Origin of the sequence: Enterobacter cloacae complex sp. P43RS, assembly GCF_014930585.1 — a bacterium.
GTDB lineage: Bacteria > Pseudomonadota > Gammaproteobacteria > Enterobacterales > Enterobacteriaceae > Enterobacter > Enterobacter bugandensis.
In genome coordinates, this window is record NZ_JADBRJ010000003.1 from 57,497 (window position 1) to 73,953 (window position 16,457).

The 16,457-nt window shown below is 56.0% G+C and carries 16 protein-coding genes; 11 read left to right on the plus strand and 5 right to left on the minus strand.

Annotation, left to right across the window (positions count from 1 at the left end):
* Nucleotides 1–11: 11 nt before the first annotated feature.
* Both IM294_RS07280 and fadE read right to left on the minus strand, forming a co-directional pair.
* Nucleotides 12–782, minus strand: a complete 771-nt coding sequence (locus IM294_RS07280; RefSeq protein WP_126818276.1) for an amidohydrolase — start codon at nt 780–782, stop codon at nt 12–14.
* 108 nt (nt 783–890) lie between these two features.
* On the minus strand, nt 891–3,335 hold the full coding sequence (gene fadE, locus IM294_RS07285; protein WP_126818277.1) for an acyl-CoA dehydrogenase FadE: 2,445 nt from the start codon (nt 3,333–3,335) through the stop codon (nt 891–893).
* Between the two features lie 239 nt (nt 3,336–3,574).
* Here fadE and lpcA point away from each other — a divergent pair, with 239 nt between their 5' ends.
* Both lpcA and IM294_RS07295 read left to right on the plus strand, forming a co-directional pair.
* Complete coding sequence (lpcA, locus tag IM294_RS07290) at nt 3,575–4,153, plus strand: D-sedoheptulose 7-phosphate isomerase (protein ID WP_003863232.1); 579 nt, start codon at nt 3,575–3,577, stop codon at nt 4,151–4,153.
* A gap of 48 nt (nt 4,154–4,201) precedes the next feature.
* Nucleotides 4,202–4,969 (plus strand): class II glutamine amidotransferase, encoded by a 768-nt coding sequence (locus tag IM294_RS07295; protein ID WP_028012073.1) that lies wholly within the window; start codon nt 4,202–4,204, stop codon nt 4,967–4,969.
* Here IM294_RS07295 and dpaA read toward each other — a convergent pair.
* Nucleotides 4,940–5,680, minus strand: a complete 741-nt coding sequence (dpaA, locus tag IM294_RS07300) for a peptidoglycan meso-diaminopimelic acid protein amidase (protein ID WP_041911140.1) — start codon at nt 5,678–5,680, stop codon at nt 4,940–4,942. The two genes, IM294_RS07295 and dpaA, sit on opposite strands and share 30 nt — an antisense overlap.
* 298 nt (nt 5,681–5,978) lie before the next feature.
* On the opposite strand from dpaA, the gene IM294_RS07305 reads away from it, so the two are divergent.
* The 7 genes from IM294_RS07305 to nqrM are packed head-to-tail and all read left to right on the plus strand — an operon-like array spanning nt 5,979 to nt 12,018.
* On the plus strand, nt 5,979–7,322 hold the full coding sequence (locus IM294_RS07305; RefSeq protein ID WP_126818278.1) for a Na(+)-translocating NADH-quinone reductase subunit A: 1,344 nt from the start codon (nt 5,979–5,981) through the stop codon (nt 7,320–7,322).
* 2 nt (nt 7,323–7,324) lie between these two features.
* Complete coding sequence (locus IM294_RS07310; RefSeq protein WP_028012076.1) at nt 7,325–8,560, plus strand: NADH:ubiquinone reductase (Na(+)-transporting) subunit B; 1,236 nt, start codon at nt 7,325–7,327, stop codon at nt 8,558–8,560.
* Nucleotides 8,553–9,347, plus strand: a complete 795-nt coding sequence (locus IM294_RS07315) for a Na(+)-translocating NADH-quinone reductase subunit C (protein ID WP_041911137.1) — start codon at nt 8,553–8,555, stop codon at nt 9,345–9,347. Before IM294_RS07310 ends, IM294_RS07315 begins: the two co-directional genes overlap by 8 nt.
* Nucleotides 9,340–9,978 (plus strand): NADH:ubiquinone reductase (Na(+)-transporting) subunit D, encoded by a 639-nt coding sequence (locus IM294_RS07320; RefSeq protein ID WP_028012078.1) that lies wholly within the window; start codon nt 9,340–9,342, stop codon nt 9,976–9,978. Before IM294_RS07315 ends, IM294_RS07320 begins: the two co-directional genes overlap by 8 nt.
* Nucleotides 9,979–9,984: 6 nt before the next feature.
* Nucleotides 9,985–10,581, plus strand: a complete 597-nt coding sequence (gene nqrE / locus IM294_RS07325) for an NADH:ubiquinone reductase (Na(+)-transporting) subunit E (RefSeq protein ID WP_003863217.1) — start codon at nt 9,985–9,987, stop codon at nt 10,579–10,581.
* A gap of 10 nt (nt 10,582–10,591) precedes the next feature.
* A complete protein-coding gene (gene nqrF / locus IM294_RS07330; protein WP_045259789.1) occupies nt 10,592–11,815 on the plus strand; it encodes an NADH:ubiquinone reductase (Na(+)-transporting) subunit F in 1,224 nt (407 codons plus the stop codon).
* Nucleotides 11,816–11,817: 2 nt separating this feature from the next.
* On the plus strand, nt 11,818–12,018 hold the full coding sequence (nqrM, locus tag IM294_RS07335; RefSeq protein WP_041911135.1) for a (Na+)-NQR maturation NqrM: 201 nt from the start codon (nt 11,818–11,820) through the stop codon (nt 12,016–12,018).
* A gap of 30 nt (nt 12,019–12,048) precedes the next feature.
* Here the strand turns inward: nqrM and IM294_RS07340 are convergent, their stop codons facing one another.
* On the minus strand, nt 12,049–12,912 hold the full coding sequence (locus tag IM294_RS07340) for a glycerophosphodiester phosphodiesterase family protein (protein WP_126818279.1): 864 nt from the start codon (nt 12,910–12,912) through the stop codon (nt 12,049–12,051).
* A gap of 158 nt (nt 12,913–13,070) precedes the next feature.
* Here IM294_RS07340 and dinB point away from each other — a divergent pair, with 158 nt between their 5' ends.
* Nucleotides 13,071–14,129: a DNA polymerase IV gene (dinB, locus tag IM294_RS07345; RefSeq protein ID WP_041911133.1), complete on the plus strand. Its 1,059-nt coding sequence runs from the start codon at nt 13,071–13,073 to the stop codon at nt 14,127–14,129.
* Nucleotides 14,130–14,184: 55 nt separating this feature from the next.
* Here the strand turns inward: dinB and pepD are convergent, their stop codons facing one another.
* Entirely contained in the window at nt 14,185–15,642 is a 1,458-nt protein-coding gene (pepD, locus tag IM294_RS07350; RefSeq protein WP_126818280.1) for a cytosol nonspecific dipeptidase, read from the minus strand.
* A 260-nt stretch (nt 15,643–15,902) separates the two neighbouring features.
* On the opposite strand from pepD, the gene gpt reads away from it, so the two are divergent.
* A complete protein-coding gene (gpt, locus tag IM294_RS07355) occupies nt 15,903–16,361 on the plus strand; it encodes a xanthine phosphoribosyltransferase (protein ID WP_003863205.1) in 459 nt (152 codons plus the stop codon).
* The last annotated feature ends 96 nt before the right edge of the window (nt 16,362–16,457 follow it).

Genomic DNA, 16,457 nt, shown 5'->3' on the forward strand with positions numbered 1-16,457 from the left:
CCGGCATTTTTTCACCCAATGCTAAACGGATCCGCATCCTGCCACGCCGGGAACTTCTCGCGATACTCCTTCAGCGCCGTTAACGATAATTCAGCATCAATGCGCGTCGCCTGATGCGGTTCGGCGGTGGCGATGATCTCGCCCTGAGGGGTCACCACCCGGCTGTCGCCGCGGTAGTGGTGGCCGTTGCCGTCCGTCCCCACGCGGTTACAGCCCACCACGTACGCCTGGTTTTCAATCGCGCGAGCCACCAGCAGCGCCTGCCAGTGCAGCGAGCGCGGCGCGGGCCAGTTGGCGACGTACAGCGCCAGGTCGTAATCGTTGCGGTTGCGCGACCATACCGGGAAGCGCAGGTCGTAGCAGACCAGCGGCAGAATACGCCAGCCGCGCCACTCGAACACCACGCGCTCGTTACCGGCTTCATAATGATGATGTTCATCGGCCATGCGGAACAGGTGGCGTTTATCGTAAAAATGCACCTTTCCTTCCGGCTCAACCAGCAGGAAGCGGTTCACTGGGCCGCGTTCCGTCTGCAGTGCGGCGCTCCCGGCGATCAGCGCGTTGGTTTGCTGCGCTTTGGCATGCATCCAGGCGACCACCTCTTCCTGGGGCATCGACTGTTTCGCCGCTTCCATCGCAAAGCCGGTGGTAAACATCTCCGGCAGGACAATCACATCTCGCCCGGTAATCTCTTCCAGTTGACGATCAAAGTGGCGCAGGTTGGCAGGGCCATCCATCCACACTAAAGGCTGCTGCAAAATCGAAATCTTCAAACCAGGCACGATACAGACTCCTCAAACGACCCCTTTTTGACACTGTAGCACGTCATTACGAGAAAATGTGGCAATAAAAAACCCCGCACCGGGCGGGGTTTGTCAGAGCGAAGCGGGTTATGCCGCTTCAGGTTTGCGGTGCTTCTCCGGCAGCTTTACCGGCTGCGTCGCCAGCTCTTCCGGTTCGAAATCATCCACGTTAATACTGCGCAGACGGCTCTCTTCGGCTTTCACCAGCAGTGCAGCTTCGTCGTTATTGATAATGCCACCGGCCAGCGCCTGTTTCGCCAGTTCGTCCAGACGGGTAAACGGCAGGTTTTTACCCACCTGTTTGCAGATTTTCTGGTGAATCGGGTCGGCGGCCATCACGTCCAGCAGCGCCTCTTCCAGCAGGCCCACCGGGTTATGCGGCGTTGGTGCCAGATACTGACCGCGGCCAATGCGGGAGCGGGTGGCGCTCGGAACCTGTAGGATCTTCGCCACTTTGTGGTCCAGCTTGTCGGACGGCGCCAGATGATGACGACCGGTCGGGAAGATCACCACGCGCAGAGCGCCAGCCACGAAGCGGTTCGGGAAGTTCGCCAGCAGGTCGTCAATCGCCTGTTCCGCCTGATACATCGCATCCTGCACGCCCCAGTGCACCAGCGGCAGATCCGCTTCCTGACGGCCTTCGTCGTCGTAGCGTTTCAGCACCGCAGAGGCCAGGAAGATCTGGCTCAGCACGTCGCCCAGACGGGCGGAGATACGCTCGCGACGCTTCAGGCTACCGCCCAGCACCGCCATGGAAACGTCGGACAGCAGAGCCAGGTTGGCGCTCAGACGGTTCAGATGCTGGTAGTAACGTTTGGTCGCATCGCCGGTTGGCGTCGCACTGGTCAGGCCGCGCGTCAGGCCCAGCCAGAAGCTCCGCACCTTGTTGCTGCCCACGTGACCGATATGTTTGAACAGCAGCTTGTCGAAGGCGTCCACGTCGTTATTCTGCGCAGCGGCCATCTCTTCCAGCACGTACGGATGGCAGCGAATCGCACCCTGGCCGAAGATCATCATGCTGCGGGTCAGGATGTTGGCCCCTTCCACGGTGATGGCAATCGGTGCGCCCTGATAGCCGCGCGCCAGGAAGTTGCCTTCGCCGAGCATAATGCCTTTACCGCCCGCGATATCCATCGCGTCAATGATCGACTGCTGCGCGCGATGGGTACAGTGGTACTTCACAATCGCGGACAGCACGGCCGGTTTTTCGCCCAGCATAATGCCGTAGGTAATCAGGGATGCAGCGGCGTCCATCACGTAGGCGTTGCCCGCGATGCGTGCCAGCGGCTCTTCGATACCTTCCATCTTGCCGATGGAGATTTTGAACTGACGGCGAATGTGGGCATAAGCGCCAATTCCCATCGCGACGGACTTCAGGCCGCCGGTTGAGTTCGACGGCAGGGTAATACCGCGACCCACCGACAGACATTCCACCAGCATGCGCCAGCCCTGACCGGCCATTTTCGGGCCGCCGATGATGTAGTCAATCGGCACGAAGATATCCTGGCCGCGGGTCGGACCGTTCTGGAACGGCACGTTCAGCGGGAAGTGACGACGACCAATTTCAACGCCCGGCGTAGAGGTTGGGATCAGCGCACAGGTAATGCCCAGATCCTCTTCACCGCCCAGCAGTTTTTCCGGGTCGGAGAGCTTAAAGGCCAGGCCCAGCACGGTGGCGATAGGCGCCAGGGTGATATAGCGTTTGTTCCAGGTCAGGCGCATGCCCAGCACCTGCTGGCCCTGCCACTCGCCCATACAGACCACGCCGGTATCCGGGATTGCGCCTGCATCGGAGCCTGCTTCCGGGCTGGTCAGCGCGAAGCACGGGATTTCCTGACCCCGCGCCAGTCGCGGCAGATAGTGATCTTTCTGCTCTTCCGTACCGTAATGCTGCAGCAGTTCGCCCGGGCCTAAGGAGTTCGGTACGCCGACGGTAATCGCCAGGATCCCGGAGACGCCCGCCAGCTTTTGCAGCACGCGAGCCTGCGCGTAAGCGGAGAACTCAAGACCGCCGTACTCTTTCTTAATGATCATCGCGAAGAAGCGATGCTCTTTCAGGTACGCCCACAGCTCCGGCGGCAGGTCGGCCATTTCGTGGGTGATAGCAAAGTCGTTCGCCATGCGGCACGCTTCTTCCACCGGGCCGTCAATAAAGGCCTGTTCTTCGGCGGTCAGGCGTGGCTGCGGATAGTTGTGCAGCTTTTTCCAGTCCGGGTTGCCCTGGAACAGATCGCCTTCCCACCAGGTGGTGCCCGCATCAATCGCTTCTTTCTCGGTGCGCGACATCGGCGGCATCACTTTGCGGAAGCCTTTAAATACCGGCGCGGAGATCATCGACTTACGCATCGGGGCCAGGTTAAACGGCAGCAGAATGATGGCAAGAGGGACCAAAATCCAGATATTCCAGAGACCTGCGACGCCAAGCGCAGCCGTCCAGGCCAGAAGAATCAGGCTGCTCAGGAATAAACTGACGCGGTGATAGAACAACACACCGAGCAGTACAACGGTTGCGAGAATGCTCAAAATCATCATAAAGAAAAGCTCCCTTGCTTGTAGGAGGTCTGACCACTTGTGATGATATGGTTGTAGTTGATGTGAATTCCTTTAGCAATGTGTTTACAAAATAATTACAACCTGGTTCACATTGTTCGCGTTTTCGCCGGCACAAAAAATCAAAACGCCGGACGATTCGCATGGCTTTAGCTTCTCGCTTTTCCCGCTATCCGGTACACTCCACTGTGTTATTTCATCAATACTGAAGGATTATCCTCATGTACCAGGATCTTATTCGTAACGAACTGAACGAAGCGGCGGAAACGCTGGCGAACTTTCTGAAAGATGATGCCAATATTCACGCTATTCAGCGCGCGGCGGTCCTGCTGGCCGACAGTTTTAAGGCCGGTGGCAAAGTGCTCTCCTGCGGTAACGGCGGTTCCCACTGTGACGCCATGCACTTCGCCGAAGAGCTGACCGGACGCTATCGCGAAAACCGTCCGGGCTACCCGGCGATTGCGATTTCCGACGTGAGCCATATCTCCTGCGTAGGCAACGACTTCGGTTACGACCACATCTTTTCCCGCTACGTTGAGGCAGTAGGCCGTGAAGGTGACGTGCTGCTGGGTATCTCTACCTCCGGTAACTCCGCGAACGTGATCAAAGCGATCGCCGCCGCGCGTGAAAAAGGGATGAAGGTGATCACCCTGACCGGGAAAGATGGCGGTAAGATGGACGGTACGGCGGATATCGAAATTCGCGTTCCGCACTTCGGCTATGCAGATCGCGTTCAGGAAATTCACATCAAAGTGATCCACATCCTGATCCAGCTGATCGAAAAAGAGATGGTTAAGTAAGGCTTCGCTGGGGGGCACCGGTGCCCCCCGCTGTTGTGGAGGTGATGTATGTGCGAACTGCTCGGGATGAGCGCCAATGTGCCAACCGATATCTGCTTTAGCTTCACCGGGCTGGTTCAGCGCGGTGGGGGAACCGGGCCGCATAAAGACGGCTGGGGCATCACCTTCTATGAAGGCAAAGGGTGTCGCACGTTCAAAGATCCACAGCCCAGCTTTAACTCACCGATTGCCAAACTGGTGCAGGACTATCCCATTAAATCCTGTTCGGTGATCGCGCATATTCGCCAGGCAAACCGCGGCGAAGTTGCGCTGGAAAATACCCATCCCTTTACCCGCGAGCTGTGGGGCCGTAACTGGACCTACGCGCACAACGGGCAGCTTACGGGCTATAAATCTCTGGAAACGGGCAACTTCCGCCCGGTGGGCGAAACGGACAGCGAGAAGGCCTTCTGCTGGCTGCTGCATAAGCTGACGGAACGTTATCCGCGCACGCCCGGCAATATGGCCGCCGTATTCAAATACATCGCGACGCTGGCAGCCGAATTGCGTGAAAAAGGCGTGTTTAACATGCTGTTGTCTGACGGGCGCTACGTGATGGCGTTCTGCTCGACGAATCTCTTCTGGATCACGCGCCGCGCGCCGTTTGGCGTTGCTACGCTGCTCGATCAGGATGTGGAGATAGATTTTCAGAAAGAGACCACACCGAACGATGTGGTCACCGTTATTGCAACGCAGCCGCTGACGGGCAACGAAACCTGGCAAAAGATTATGCCAGGCGAGTGGGTGCTATTTTGTCTCGGGGACCGTGTAATTTGACGCCAGCTGCGGGTGGACGACTTCGTGGCTCAGCGGTTTGCTGACCACGTAACGGCCATCGACGATAGAGACTACCGGCGGCTTGTGGGTCTGCTCAAAGTAGTCATAACCCGGCTTCAGCTGTTTCCAGAAATCGGCGTAGTAAGAGTACTTATGGCGCGCCATATTGGCATCGGTCATGCGGAACGGATAGATGCTGACCTGAACGTTAGGCTGCCCAAAGACCAGTGCGCCGGTTACGAACTGGAAAATCTCATCAATGCCGGAGTCGGTCATCGCGTAGCAGCCGACAGACACGCAGGCACCGTGGATCATCAGGTATTTCCCTTCATAACCGTGAGCACGGTCATAGGCGTTCGGGAAACCGATGTTGATGGCTTTATAGAAGCGGCTATCCGGCTTTAACTGGTTACGCTGAACGTTGTAAAAACCTTCCGGGCTTTTGAAATCGCCCTGACGCTGTTTCGGGCCCAGCCCGCCGGAATAGTTACAAATTTTGTAGCTATCAAGCAGCTGATATGTTTCGCCCATTTTTACAAACAGATCGAGCGTGCGCTCTTCCTTGAAGATTTGAATATAAACCGGGGATCCCATTAACTGCTGTTTATATTCTTTGCTGATCGGCGTGGTGGAGCTGTTGCTGCTGAGCAGCCCGGCAAACGACATGCACGGAATCAGAAGCATCGCAATGAACAATGCGATTTTACGCATACTACAAATTCCTTGATAAAACCTGGACTAACTTGCCAGGACGGCAAAAGAGACCCGAAATCAGATTATTCTGTTAGGTGCGCTCACATTAGCACCGCTATAGATTTTCGCAAGAGCCGGGCGGTGAGTTTACAAATTAGTTTTACTTTATAAACCATCAAAAATGCGCTGGCTCCAGGAACTTTGCGTAATAGCTCGCATTTTGGCGCGCCCGACCGTGGATCCCCTGCCCGAGAGAAGGGGAAAATGTTACACTTTGCGCCCACTGGATTGTTGTTTATGGAAACCTGCTAACCACATGTTTAAAATAAAAAAAGGACTTAATTTGCCGATTGCAGGCGTGCCTGAGCAGCACGTCTCGTGTGGCGCAAGCGTCCGTCATGTCGCAATTTTAGGTGACGATTATCTGGGCATGCGTCCTTCAATGCTGGTGCAGGAGGGCGATCGCGTGATCAAAGGGCAGGCGCTCTTTGAAGACAAAAAAAATCCCGGCGTCATGTTCACGGCCCCCGCCAGCGGCACCGTGGTAGCGATCAACCGCGGCGAGCGCCGCGTGCTGCAGTCGGTGGTAATCCGCATTGAAGGCGATGAACAGCGTGAGTTTGCTCGTTATGATGCGGCAGACCTCGCGACGCTTAGCCGCGAAGATGTGCAGGCTCAGCTGCTCGCGTCCGGCCTGTGGACGGCGCTGCGTACGCGTCCTTTCAGCAAATCACCCGTTCCTGATACCGCCCCGGCTGCCCTTTTCGTGACGGCCATCGACACCAACCCACTCAGCGCAGACCCGCAGCCCATTATCCTGGCGCAGCGTAAAGCCTTTGATGCCGGGCTGACCGTTCTGACTCGCCTGACGCCTGGAAAAGTGCACGTTTGCCAGGCCAGCGGCGGCAAGCTTGGCGGCCATCCGCAGGGACAGGTTACGTTTAATGAATTTTCCGGCCCGCATCCGGCGGGTCTGGTCGGGACCCATATCCACTTCCTTGAGCCGGTGGGCCTTAAAAAACAGGTCTGGCACCTTAATTATCAGGATGTCATTGCCATCGGTAAGCTCTTTACTACGGGTGAACTCTGCGCTGAACGGATTATCGCCATCGGCGGGCCGCAGGCCGCAAACCCGCGTCTGGTTAAGACGCTTCTGGGAGCAGACATTAATGAACTGCTGGCAGGGGAAACGAAAGAGGGTGAAAACCGCCTCATTTCCGGTTCGGTACTCAGCGGCCGCCGCGCTGTCAATGCGCACGCGTACCTGGGACGTTTCCATCTTCAGGTGAGCGTCGTTCTGGAAGGGCGTGAGAAAGAGCTGTTCGGCTGGGTTCTGCCTGGCGCAGAAAAATACTCCGTCACCCGCACCACGCTTGGCCACTTTCTGCGTCATAAGCTCTTTAACTTCTCGACCAGCACGAACGGCGGCGAGCGCGCGATGGTTCCGATTGGCAACTACGAACGTGTAATGCCGCTGGATATTCTGCCTACCGTGCTGCTGCGCGATCTTCTGGCATGCGATACCGACGGCGCGCAGGCGCTCGGTTGCCTGGAACTGGATGAAGAAGATCTGGCGCTCTGTACCTATGTGTGTCCGGGTAAATACGAATATGGACCCGTATTGCGCGAGGTGTTAACCCGCATTGAGCAGGAAGGATAACCATGGGATTAAAACACCTCTTTGAAAAAATTGAGCCGCACTTTACCGAAGGGAAGCTCAAAAAGTATTACCCGCTGTATGAAGCGACGACGACTATTTTCTACACTCCGGGTCTGGTGACGAAAGGGGCAGCGCACGTGCGCGATGCCATCGATCTGAAACGCATGATGATCCTGGTGTGGTTTGCGGTTTTCCCGGCCATGTTCTGGGGCATGTACAACGTTGGTCTGCAAACCATTCCGGCGCTGCATCATATGTACGACGCCCAGCAGCTGGCGCAGGTGATCCAGTCTGACTGGCACTATCGTCTGGCGCAGTCGCTGGGGGTCAGCTTTGCGGCTGATGCAGGCTGGGTCAGCATGATGACGCTGGGGGCCGTCTTCTTCCTGCCGATCTACATGACCGTCTTTATCGTGGGCGGCTTCTGGGAAGTGCTGTTCGCCATCATCCGCAAACACGAGATCAACGAAGGCTTCTTCGTGACCTCCATTCTGTTTGCGCTGATTGTTCCGCCTACTCTGCCGCTCTGGCAGGCGGCGATGGGGATCAGCTTTGGCGTGGTGATTGCCAAAGAGATTTTCGGCGGCACCGGACGTAACTTCCTCAACCCGGCGCTGGCGGGGCGTGCGTTCTTGTTCTTTGCTTACCCGGCGCAGATTTCGGGCGACCTGGTGTGGACGGCTGCGGACGGTTTCTCCGGCGCGACGCCACTTTCACAGTGGGCGGCAGGCGGCGGTGAAACGCTGGTCAACAATGCTACCGGCCAGCCCGTAACCTGGTTCGACGCGTTTCTTGGCAACATTCCGGGCTCCATTGGCGAAGTATCTACCCTGATGATTTTAATCGGCGGGGCCATCATCCTCTTTGGCCGCGTGGCGTCCTGGCGCATCGTCGCGGGCGTTATGCTCGGCATGGTGCTTACCGCCACGCTGTTCAACCTCATTGGTTCAGACACGAACCCGATGTTCTCCATGCCGTGGTACTGGCACCTGGTGCTGGGCGGTTTTGCGTTTGGCATGATGTTCATGGCCACCGATCCCGTCTCGGCCTCCTTTACCGACAGGGGGAAATGGTGCTACGGCGCGCTCATTGGCGTGATGTGTGTACTGATTCGCGTGGTCAACCCGGCCTATCCGGAAGGGATGATGCTGGCCATTCTGTTTGCCAACCTGTTTGCGCCGCTGTTCGACTACCTGGTCGTGCGCGCCAACATTAAGCGGAGGAAGGCGCGTGGCTGAGGTTAAAAATAACGACAGCATCAGCAAAACGCTGCTGGTGGTTTTGGTGCTGTGTCTGGTCTGTTCCATCGTGGTTGCCGGTTCCGCCGTAGGGTTAAAGCCGCTGCAGCAGGAACAGCGCGCGCTGGATAAACAGCGTAACATCCTGGCCGTTGCCGGGCTGATGCAGGAAGGCATGACGAAGGACGACGTCGCGGCCGTGTTTGCTGAACGCATTACCGCACGGCTGGTGGATTTAAAAACCGGCGAGCTGATGGATAAAGACCCGGCGAAATATAACCAGGCGCTGGCATTAAAGGATCCGCAGATGAGCACCGTGCTTGACGCCTCGCAGGATCCGGCTGGCATTAAGCGCCGCAGCAATGTCGCGGAAATTTACCTCGTCCGTGACGAGCAGAAGCGCATACAGGAAATCGTGTTGCCCATCTACGGCAACGGCTTATGGTCAATGATGTATGCGTTTGTGGCACTGGATACCGATGGCCGCACGGTCAAAGGTATTACTTATTACGATCAGGGCGAAACGCCGGGGCTGGGTGGCGAAGTGGAAAACCCTAACTGGCGTGCGCAGTTTATCGGTAAAAAAGTGCTCAATGATAACGGTCAGCCTGCGCTGAAGGTGGTGAAAGGAGGCGCGCGTCCTGGGGATGAATTCGCTGTTGACGGTCTTTCCGGCGCCACACTCACCTCTAACGGGGTGCAGCACAGTTTTGATTTCTGGATGGGTGAACTGGGCTTTGGTCCCTTCCTGAAGAACGTACGTGAAGGAGCGCTGAACAATGGCTGATACGGGTGAACTGAAAGAAGTTAAAAAAGTGCTTATTGGCCCACTTTTAGCCAATAACCCGATAACCCTGCAGGTGCTGGGTGTGTGCTCGGCTCTGGCGGTAACGACCAAGCTGGAAACGGCGGTGGTGATGACGCTGGCGGTAACGCTGGTGACGGCGTTTTCCAGCATGTTTATCTCGATGATCCGCCACCACATCCCCAACAGCGTGAGGATCATCGTGCAGATGGCGATCATCGCCTCGCTGGTGATCGTGGTCGATCAGCTGCTGCGCGCTTTTGCCTACGAAACCTCGAAGCAGCTTTCGGTGTTTGTCGGCCTGATTATCACCAACTGCATCGTGATGGGGCGCGCTGAAGCCTACGCCATGAAAATGCCGCCGCTGGCGAGCTTTATGGATGGTATCGGCAACGGCCTGGGCTACGGCGTGATCCTGCTGACGGTCGGTTTCCTGCGCGAGCTGATTGGCAGCGGCAAGCTGTTTGGCGTTCAGGTGCTGGATACGGTACAGAACGGCGGCTGGTATCTGCCGAACGGCCTGTTCCTGCTGGCCCCAAGCGCGTTTTTCATTATCGGTTTGCTGATCTGGCTGATTCGTACGTTGAAGCCTGAACAGCAGGAAAAGGAGTAACCGACAATGGCTCATTACCTGAGTTTATTTGTGCGCGCGGTGTTTGTTGAAAACATGGCGCTCGCCTTCTTCCTGGGCATGTGTACTTTCCTTGCCGTCTCTAAAAAGGTCTCGACGGCATTTGGCCTGGGTGTGGCGGTCACCGTTGTGCTGGGGCTTTCGGTTCCGATTAACAACCTGGTGTTCAACTTCGTGCTGCGGGACGGCGCGCTGGTGGAAGGCGTCGATCTTAGCTTCCTGAACTTCATCACCTTCATCGGGGTGATTGCGGCGCTGGTACAAATCCTGGAGATGATCCTCGATAAGTATTTCCCGTCGCTGTACAACGCTCTGGGGATCTTCCTGCCGCTGATCGCGGTGAACTGCGCCATCTTCGGTGGCGTCTCGTTTATGGTTCAGCGCGATTACAACTTCAGTGAATCGGTGGTGTACGGCTTCGGTTCCGGTATCGGCTGGATGCTGGCGATTGTCACCATGGCGGGGATCCGTGAAAAAATGAAATATGCCAACGTGCCTGCGGGGCTGCGTGGCTTAGGGATCACCTTTATCACCACCGGCCTGATGGCGTTGGGCTTTATGTCCTTCTCCGGTGTGCAGCTATAAGGGCTAACAGATGGAAATTATTCTTGGCGTGGTGATGTTCACGCTGATAGTACTGGTGCTGTCAGGGCTGATTCTGGCGGCGCGCGCAAAGCTGGTTAATTCCGGGGATGTGATCATTGATATCAATGACGATCCGCAGAACCAGATCCGCACTCCGGCAGGGGACAAATTGCTTAATACGCTCTCGGGCAACGGGATTTTTGTCTCGTCAGCCTGCGGTGGAGGCGGCTCATGCGGGCAGTGCCGTGTGACGGTGAAAGAGGGGGGCGGTGATATTCTGCCTACTGAACTGTCACATATCACGAAACGTGAAGCGAAAGAGGGGTGCCGCCTGGCGTGCCAGGTCGCGGTGCGTCAGAACATGAAGATTGAGCTGCCGGAAGAGATTTTCGGCGTGAAAAAATGGGAGTGCGAGGTTATCTCGAACGATAACAAAGCCACGTTTATTAAAGAGCTCAAGCTGCGTGTCCCTGAAGGGGAGAGCGTCCCGTTCCGTGCAGGTGGGTATATCCAGATTGAGTGTCCGGCGCACACCGTGGCGTATGCGGACTTCGACGTGCCCGATGAGTACCGGGCCGACTGGGATAAATTTAATCTCTTCCGCTTTGTTTCCGAGGTAAAAGAGCCCGCGCTGCGCGCCTATTCCATGGCTAACTACCCGGAAGAGAAGGGCATTATCATGCTCAACGTGCGTATCGCCACGCCGCCGCCAAACGTGCCTGACGCGCCGCCGGGCGTGATGTCGTCGTATATCTGGTCCCTTAAGCCAGGCGACAAAGTGACGATCTCCGGTCCGTTCGGCGAGTTTTTTGCTAAAGATACCGACGCGGAAATGGTCTTTATCGGCGGCGGTGCGGGTATGGCCCCTATGCGCTCGCACATCTTTGACCAGCTCAAGCGTCTCGGCAGCAAGCGTAAAATCAGCTTCTGGTATGGTGCGCGCTCGCTGCGCGAAATGTTCTACGACGATGAGTTTGAACAGCTGGCGCGCGAGAATCCGAACTTTACCTTCCACGTGGCGCTCTCCGATCCGCAGCCGGAAGATAACTGGACGGGCTATACGGGATTCATTCACAACGTACTGTATGAAAACTACCTCAAACAGCACCCGGCACCGGAAGACTGCGAGTTCTATATGTGTGGTCCGCCAATGATGAACGCCGCCGTGATCAAGATGCTCAAAGATCTCGGCGTGGAAGATGAAAACATCCTCCTTGATGATTTCGGAGGCTGATTATGTTGACCTTTCTGGCAACCTTTGCGGTGTTTTTGCTGGTGGTGTTCGGTATGTCTTTAGGCTGGATCATCAAGCGTAAAAGCATTCAGGGCAGCTGTGGAGGTATCTCTTCCATCGGAATGGAAAAGGTGTGCGACTGCCCGGAGCCCTGTGATGCCCGTAAAAAACGGATGGCCCGGGATCAGCAGAGGATCATCTAGGAAAAGGCCGCTTCGTGCGGCCTTTATCATTTATTTTGCCCAGCTTTTGGCTTTGGCTGGTGAGTCTACAAGAACCCCTTCGGCACCCAGTGTTTTCGCCTTCTGGTAATCCTCTTCAGAGTTCACGCCGATAAAAATCAGATGGGCATTGCCCTGAGAGCGGAAGCAGTCAACGGCCTCTTTGTCCCACGTTAATGTTGCAGGAGAGACACCTTCGCCTAAGGTGAATTTCTCGACCACTTCTACTTTTCGGTTTAACTCAAGCCCATACCAGTAATCGTCCATTTTTTGTGAAGGAGGCAGACATTCATGGCTCAACGAAATCGTGGCCAGACGCGTGCGGGTTTCGCTGCGCGTGACAAAGCGGGGGATTTCGACAGGCAATGCTTCCATATAGCGATCTTCGGTTGAATAAACGCGAACGCGATTCAGGCTGTTGGTCTCTTTCAGTACGTTAAGCAGCGCGTTGCCCATTGTCGCCGGATCGGCATCCGGCGATTTGATGTCAATGAAAAAACGCGTATTTGGCCAGGCGCTCAGCACCGACTTCAGCCTCGGTATCGGGGAATTAAGCAGGTTTTCCGGCAGGCCCTTATCTTTCCACTTCACGCTGGCATCCGCTTTTGCCAGTTCTTCAGCGGTATACTGTGACACCTTTCCCTGCAGATTAGTTAACCCTTTCAGATCGGCAGGTCGATAGAGAACCGGTACGCCATCCCGACTTAACTGCACGGTAATCCAGACGATATCTGCTTTGTTTTCGAGGGCGAGCTTAATGGCTGGCAGGGTATTTTCAGGTGCATCCGCAGTCCCGCCCCGGTGGGCAACGATCGCAGGGCTAGCAGATGCAGCACTCGCCAGAAACAGTAACGAAATCGAGAGAATTTTCTTCATGAATAATTACGCTCCATTGATTACCTAAATGTATGTATATAAAGGTTTTATTACGAATGTTTGTAACACGTTTATATGACAACCGTGAGTAAGGAAAATAGCTGACGCATTTTTTGCCTTTTGTTATACTGTATATAAATACATGTGTGGTATGACCGATGCGCAAAATAATCCATGTCGATATGGACTGCTTTTTTGCCGCAGTGGAGATGCGTGACAACCCGGCGCTGCGGGATATTCCCATCGCCATTGGCGGCAGCCGCGTTCAGCGCGGTGTGATCAGCACCGCCAACTATCCTGCACGCAAATTTGGCGTGCGCAGCGCCATGCCGACGGCGATGGCGCTGAAACTGTGTCCGCACCTTACTCTTTTGCCAGGGCGCTTTGACGCCTATAAAGAAGCCTCAAACCATATACGCGAAATCTTCTCCCGCTACACCTCACTGATTGAACCGCTTTCGCTGGACGAAGCCTATCTGGACGTCACCGACAGCCTGCACTGTCACGGCTCCGCTACCCTGATGGCGCAGGAGATCCGCCAGACCATTTTCAACGAGCTGAATCTCACCGCGTCGGCAGGCGTCGCGCCGGTAAAATTTCTCGCCAAAATTGCTTCCGATTTAAATAAACCCAACGGCCAGTACGTCATCACCCCTGAAGAGGTCCCGGCGTTTTTAAAAACGCTGCCGCTTGGCAAAATCCCCGGCGTAGGCAAAGTCTCCGCCGCGAAGCTGGAAAGTATGGGGTTACGCACCTGCGAAGACGTGCAGCGAAGCGACCTGGCTATGCTGCTCAAGCGCTTTGGGAAGTTTGGCCGCGTGCTGTGGGAGCGCAGTCAGGGCATTGACGACCGCGATGTAAACAACGAACGGCTTCGTAAATCGGTCGGGGTTGAGCGCACGCTGAGCGAAGACATCCATGACTGGTCGGAATGCGAAACCATTATTACGGAACAGCTCTATCCGGAGCTGGAACGACGCCTGATCAAAGTAAAGCCTGATTTACTGATTGCCCGACAGGGCATCAAGCTGAAATTTAACGACTTTCAGCAGACGACGCAGGAGCACGTCTGGCCGCGCCTGAACAAAGAAGATCTTATCGCAACGGCGAAAAAGGCGTGGGAAGAACGACGAGGCGGACGAGGGGTGAGGCTGGTGGGACTGCACGTCACGCTGCTGGATCCACAGCTGGAGCGTCAGCTGGTTTTGGGATTGTAGATTACACTCATCGTAGGCCCGGCAAGCGTAGCGCCGCCGGGCAACAGACGACAAATTACTTCGCAGGGATCGCCTTCAGCAGTTCCGTCAACAGCGTCCAGTAATGGCCGACGCTTTCAATATGAACCTGCTCATCCGGCGAGTGTGGACCGGTAATGGTTGGCCCGATGGAAACCATGTCCATGTCCGGATACGGCTTCTTAAACAGACCACATTCCAGACCCGCGTGGATCACCTGGATGTTCGGGGTGCTGTTGAACAGACGCTGATAAGTTTCACGCACCAGCGCCATCACCGGAGAGCTTGCATCCGGCTGCCAGCCAGGGTAGCTGCCTTTGGCGGAGGTTTTCGCGCCCGCCAGCGCACCCAGAGATTCCAGCATGCTCACCACATACTCTTTACCGCTGTCGATCAGGGAGCGGATCAGGCAGATAATTTCCGCGCTGTCGTCGCTCATGGTCACCACGCCCACGTTCAGAGAGGTTTCCACCACGCCTTTCGCCACGTCAGAGTTGCGAATCACGCCGTTTGGCGTCGCGTTCAGCAGCTGAACGAAGCTGTCGCGAGACTGCGCGGTCAGGGCGGCTTTATCCGTAGACACGGATTCCAGCACCACGGTCAGGTTCTTCTCTTTCGCTGACAGTTCGTTTTTCAGGATATCCAGGTAGACGCTGGAGAGTTTTTTCAGCTCGTCCGCTTTCGCCGCTGGCACCGCCACGGTGGCAAAGGCTTCGCGTGGGATCGCGTTGCGCAGGGTGCCGCCGTTGAAGTCCACCAGACGCAGGTCCAGCTCGGCCGCGTGGCCCGCCAGGAAGCGCGCCAGCAGTTTGTTGGCGTTACCCAGGCCCAGGTGAATATCACCGCCGGAGTGACCGCCTTTCAGCCCTTTCAGCGTCAGCTTGAAGGTCTGGAAGCCCGCAGGGATCGCTTCGCGTGACAGCGCCAGGGTAGAGATGAAATCAATCCCGCCCGCGCAGCCCATGTAGATCTCACCTTCTTCTTCGGAGTCGGTATTGATCAGGATATCCGCCTGCAGCCAGTTCGCCTGCAGACCGAACGCGCCGTCCATGCCCGCTTCTTCGGTCATGGTCAGCAGCACTTCCAGCGGACCGTGTTCAACGCTGTCGTCAGCCAGCACCGCCAGCGCAGAGGCCATACCGATGCCGTTGTCCGCGCCCAGGGTGGTGCCGCGCGCTTTTACCCAGTCGCCATCGATGTACGGCTGGATTGGGTCTTTAGTGAAGTCATGAACGGTGTCGTTGTTTTTCTGTGGCACCATGTCCAGGTGCGCCTGCAGTACAACCGGTTTACGGTTTTCCATGCCTGCGGTAGCCGGTTTGCGGATCAGAATGTTGCCAACCTGGTCGCGCTCTGCGTGCAGACCTTTTTCCTTCGCCCAACCCATAATATGTTCGGCAAGCTGTTCTTCATGGTAGGAAGGGTGTGGAATGGAGCAAATTTTGGCAAAAATATCCCACAGCGGCTGCGGAGATAATTGAGACAGTTCAGACACGATAAGTCTCCTTGTCGAGGCGCTGCAAACAGGGTTGCAGGCCACAGGGTTAGCAGGTTAATAGTTACCACAAGTCAGGCTTGCGAGATGCACCTGAGAATACCACTTTCTCTGCTGGCTGGTAGCATAAAGCATGTAAAAACTCAGGCAGGAAGCGCTAAACACTGGTTTTTAGTGCGTCAGATCTCTATAATCTCGCGCAACCTATTTCCCCCTCGAACACTTTTTAAGCCGTATAAAAACAGGCTGGGACACTTCACATGAGCGAAAAATACGTCGTCACCTGGGACATGTTGCAGATTCACGCACGCAAACTGGCTGCGCGTCTGATGCCTTCCGAACAGTGGAAAGGCATTATTGCCGTCAGCCGTGGCGGTCTGGTACCGGGGGCGCTGCTGGCACGTGAGCTGGGTATTCGTCATGTCGATACCGTCTGCATCTCCAGCTATGACCATGATAACCAGCGTGAGCTGAAAGTGCTGAAACGCGCTGAAGGCGACGGTGAAGGCTTCATCGTTATCGACGATCTGGTGGACACCGGCGGTACAGCGGTCGCAATTCGCGAAATGTACCCGAAAGCGCACTTCGTCACTATCTTTGCGAAGCCTGCTGGCCGTCCGCTGGTCGACGATTACGTGATTGATATCCCACAGGATACCTGGATTGAACAGCCGTGGGATATGGGCGTGGTCTTCGTACCGCCTATTTCAGGCCGTTAATTTCAGTACGTAACTTTACACGCCCGGCTATGCCGGGCGTTGTTCTTTTTATCCCGCCACGCGTTACAATGGGCACTATATGACGTATCCATGGAG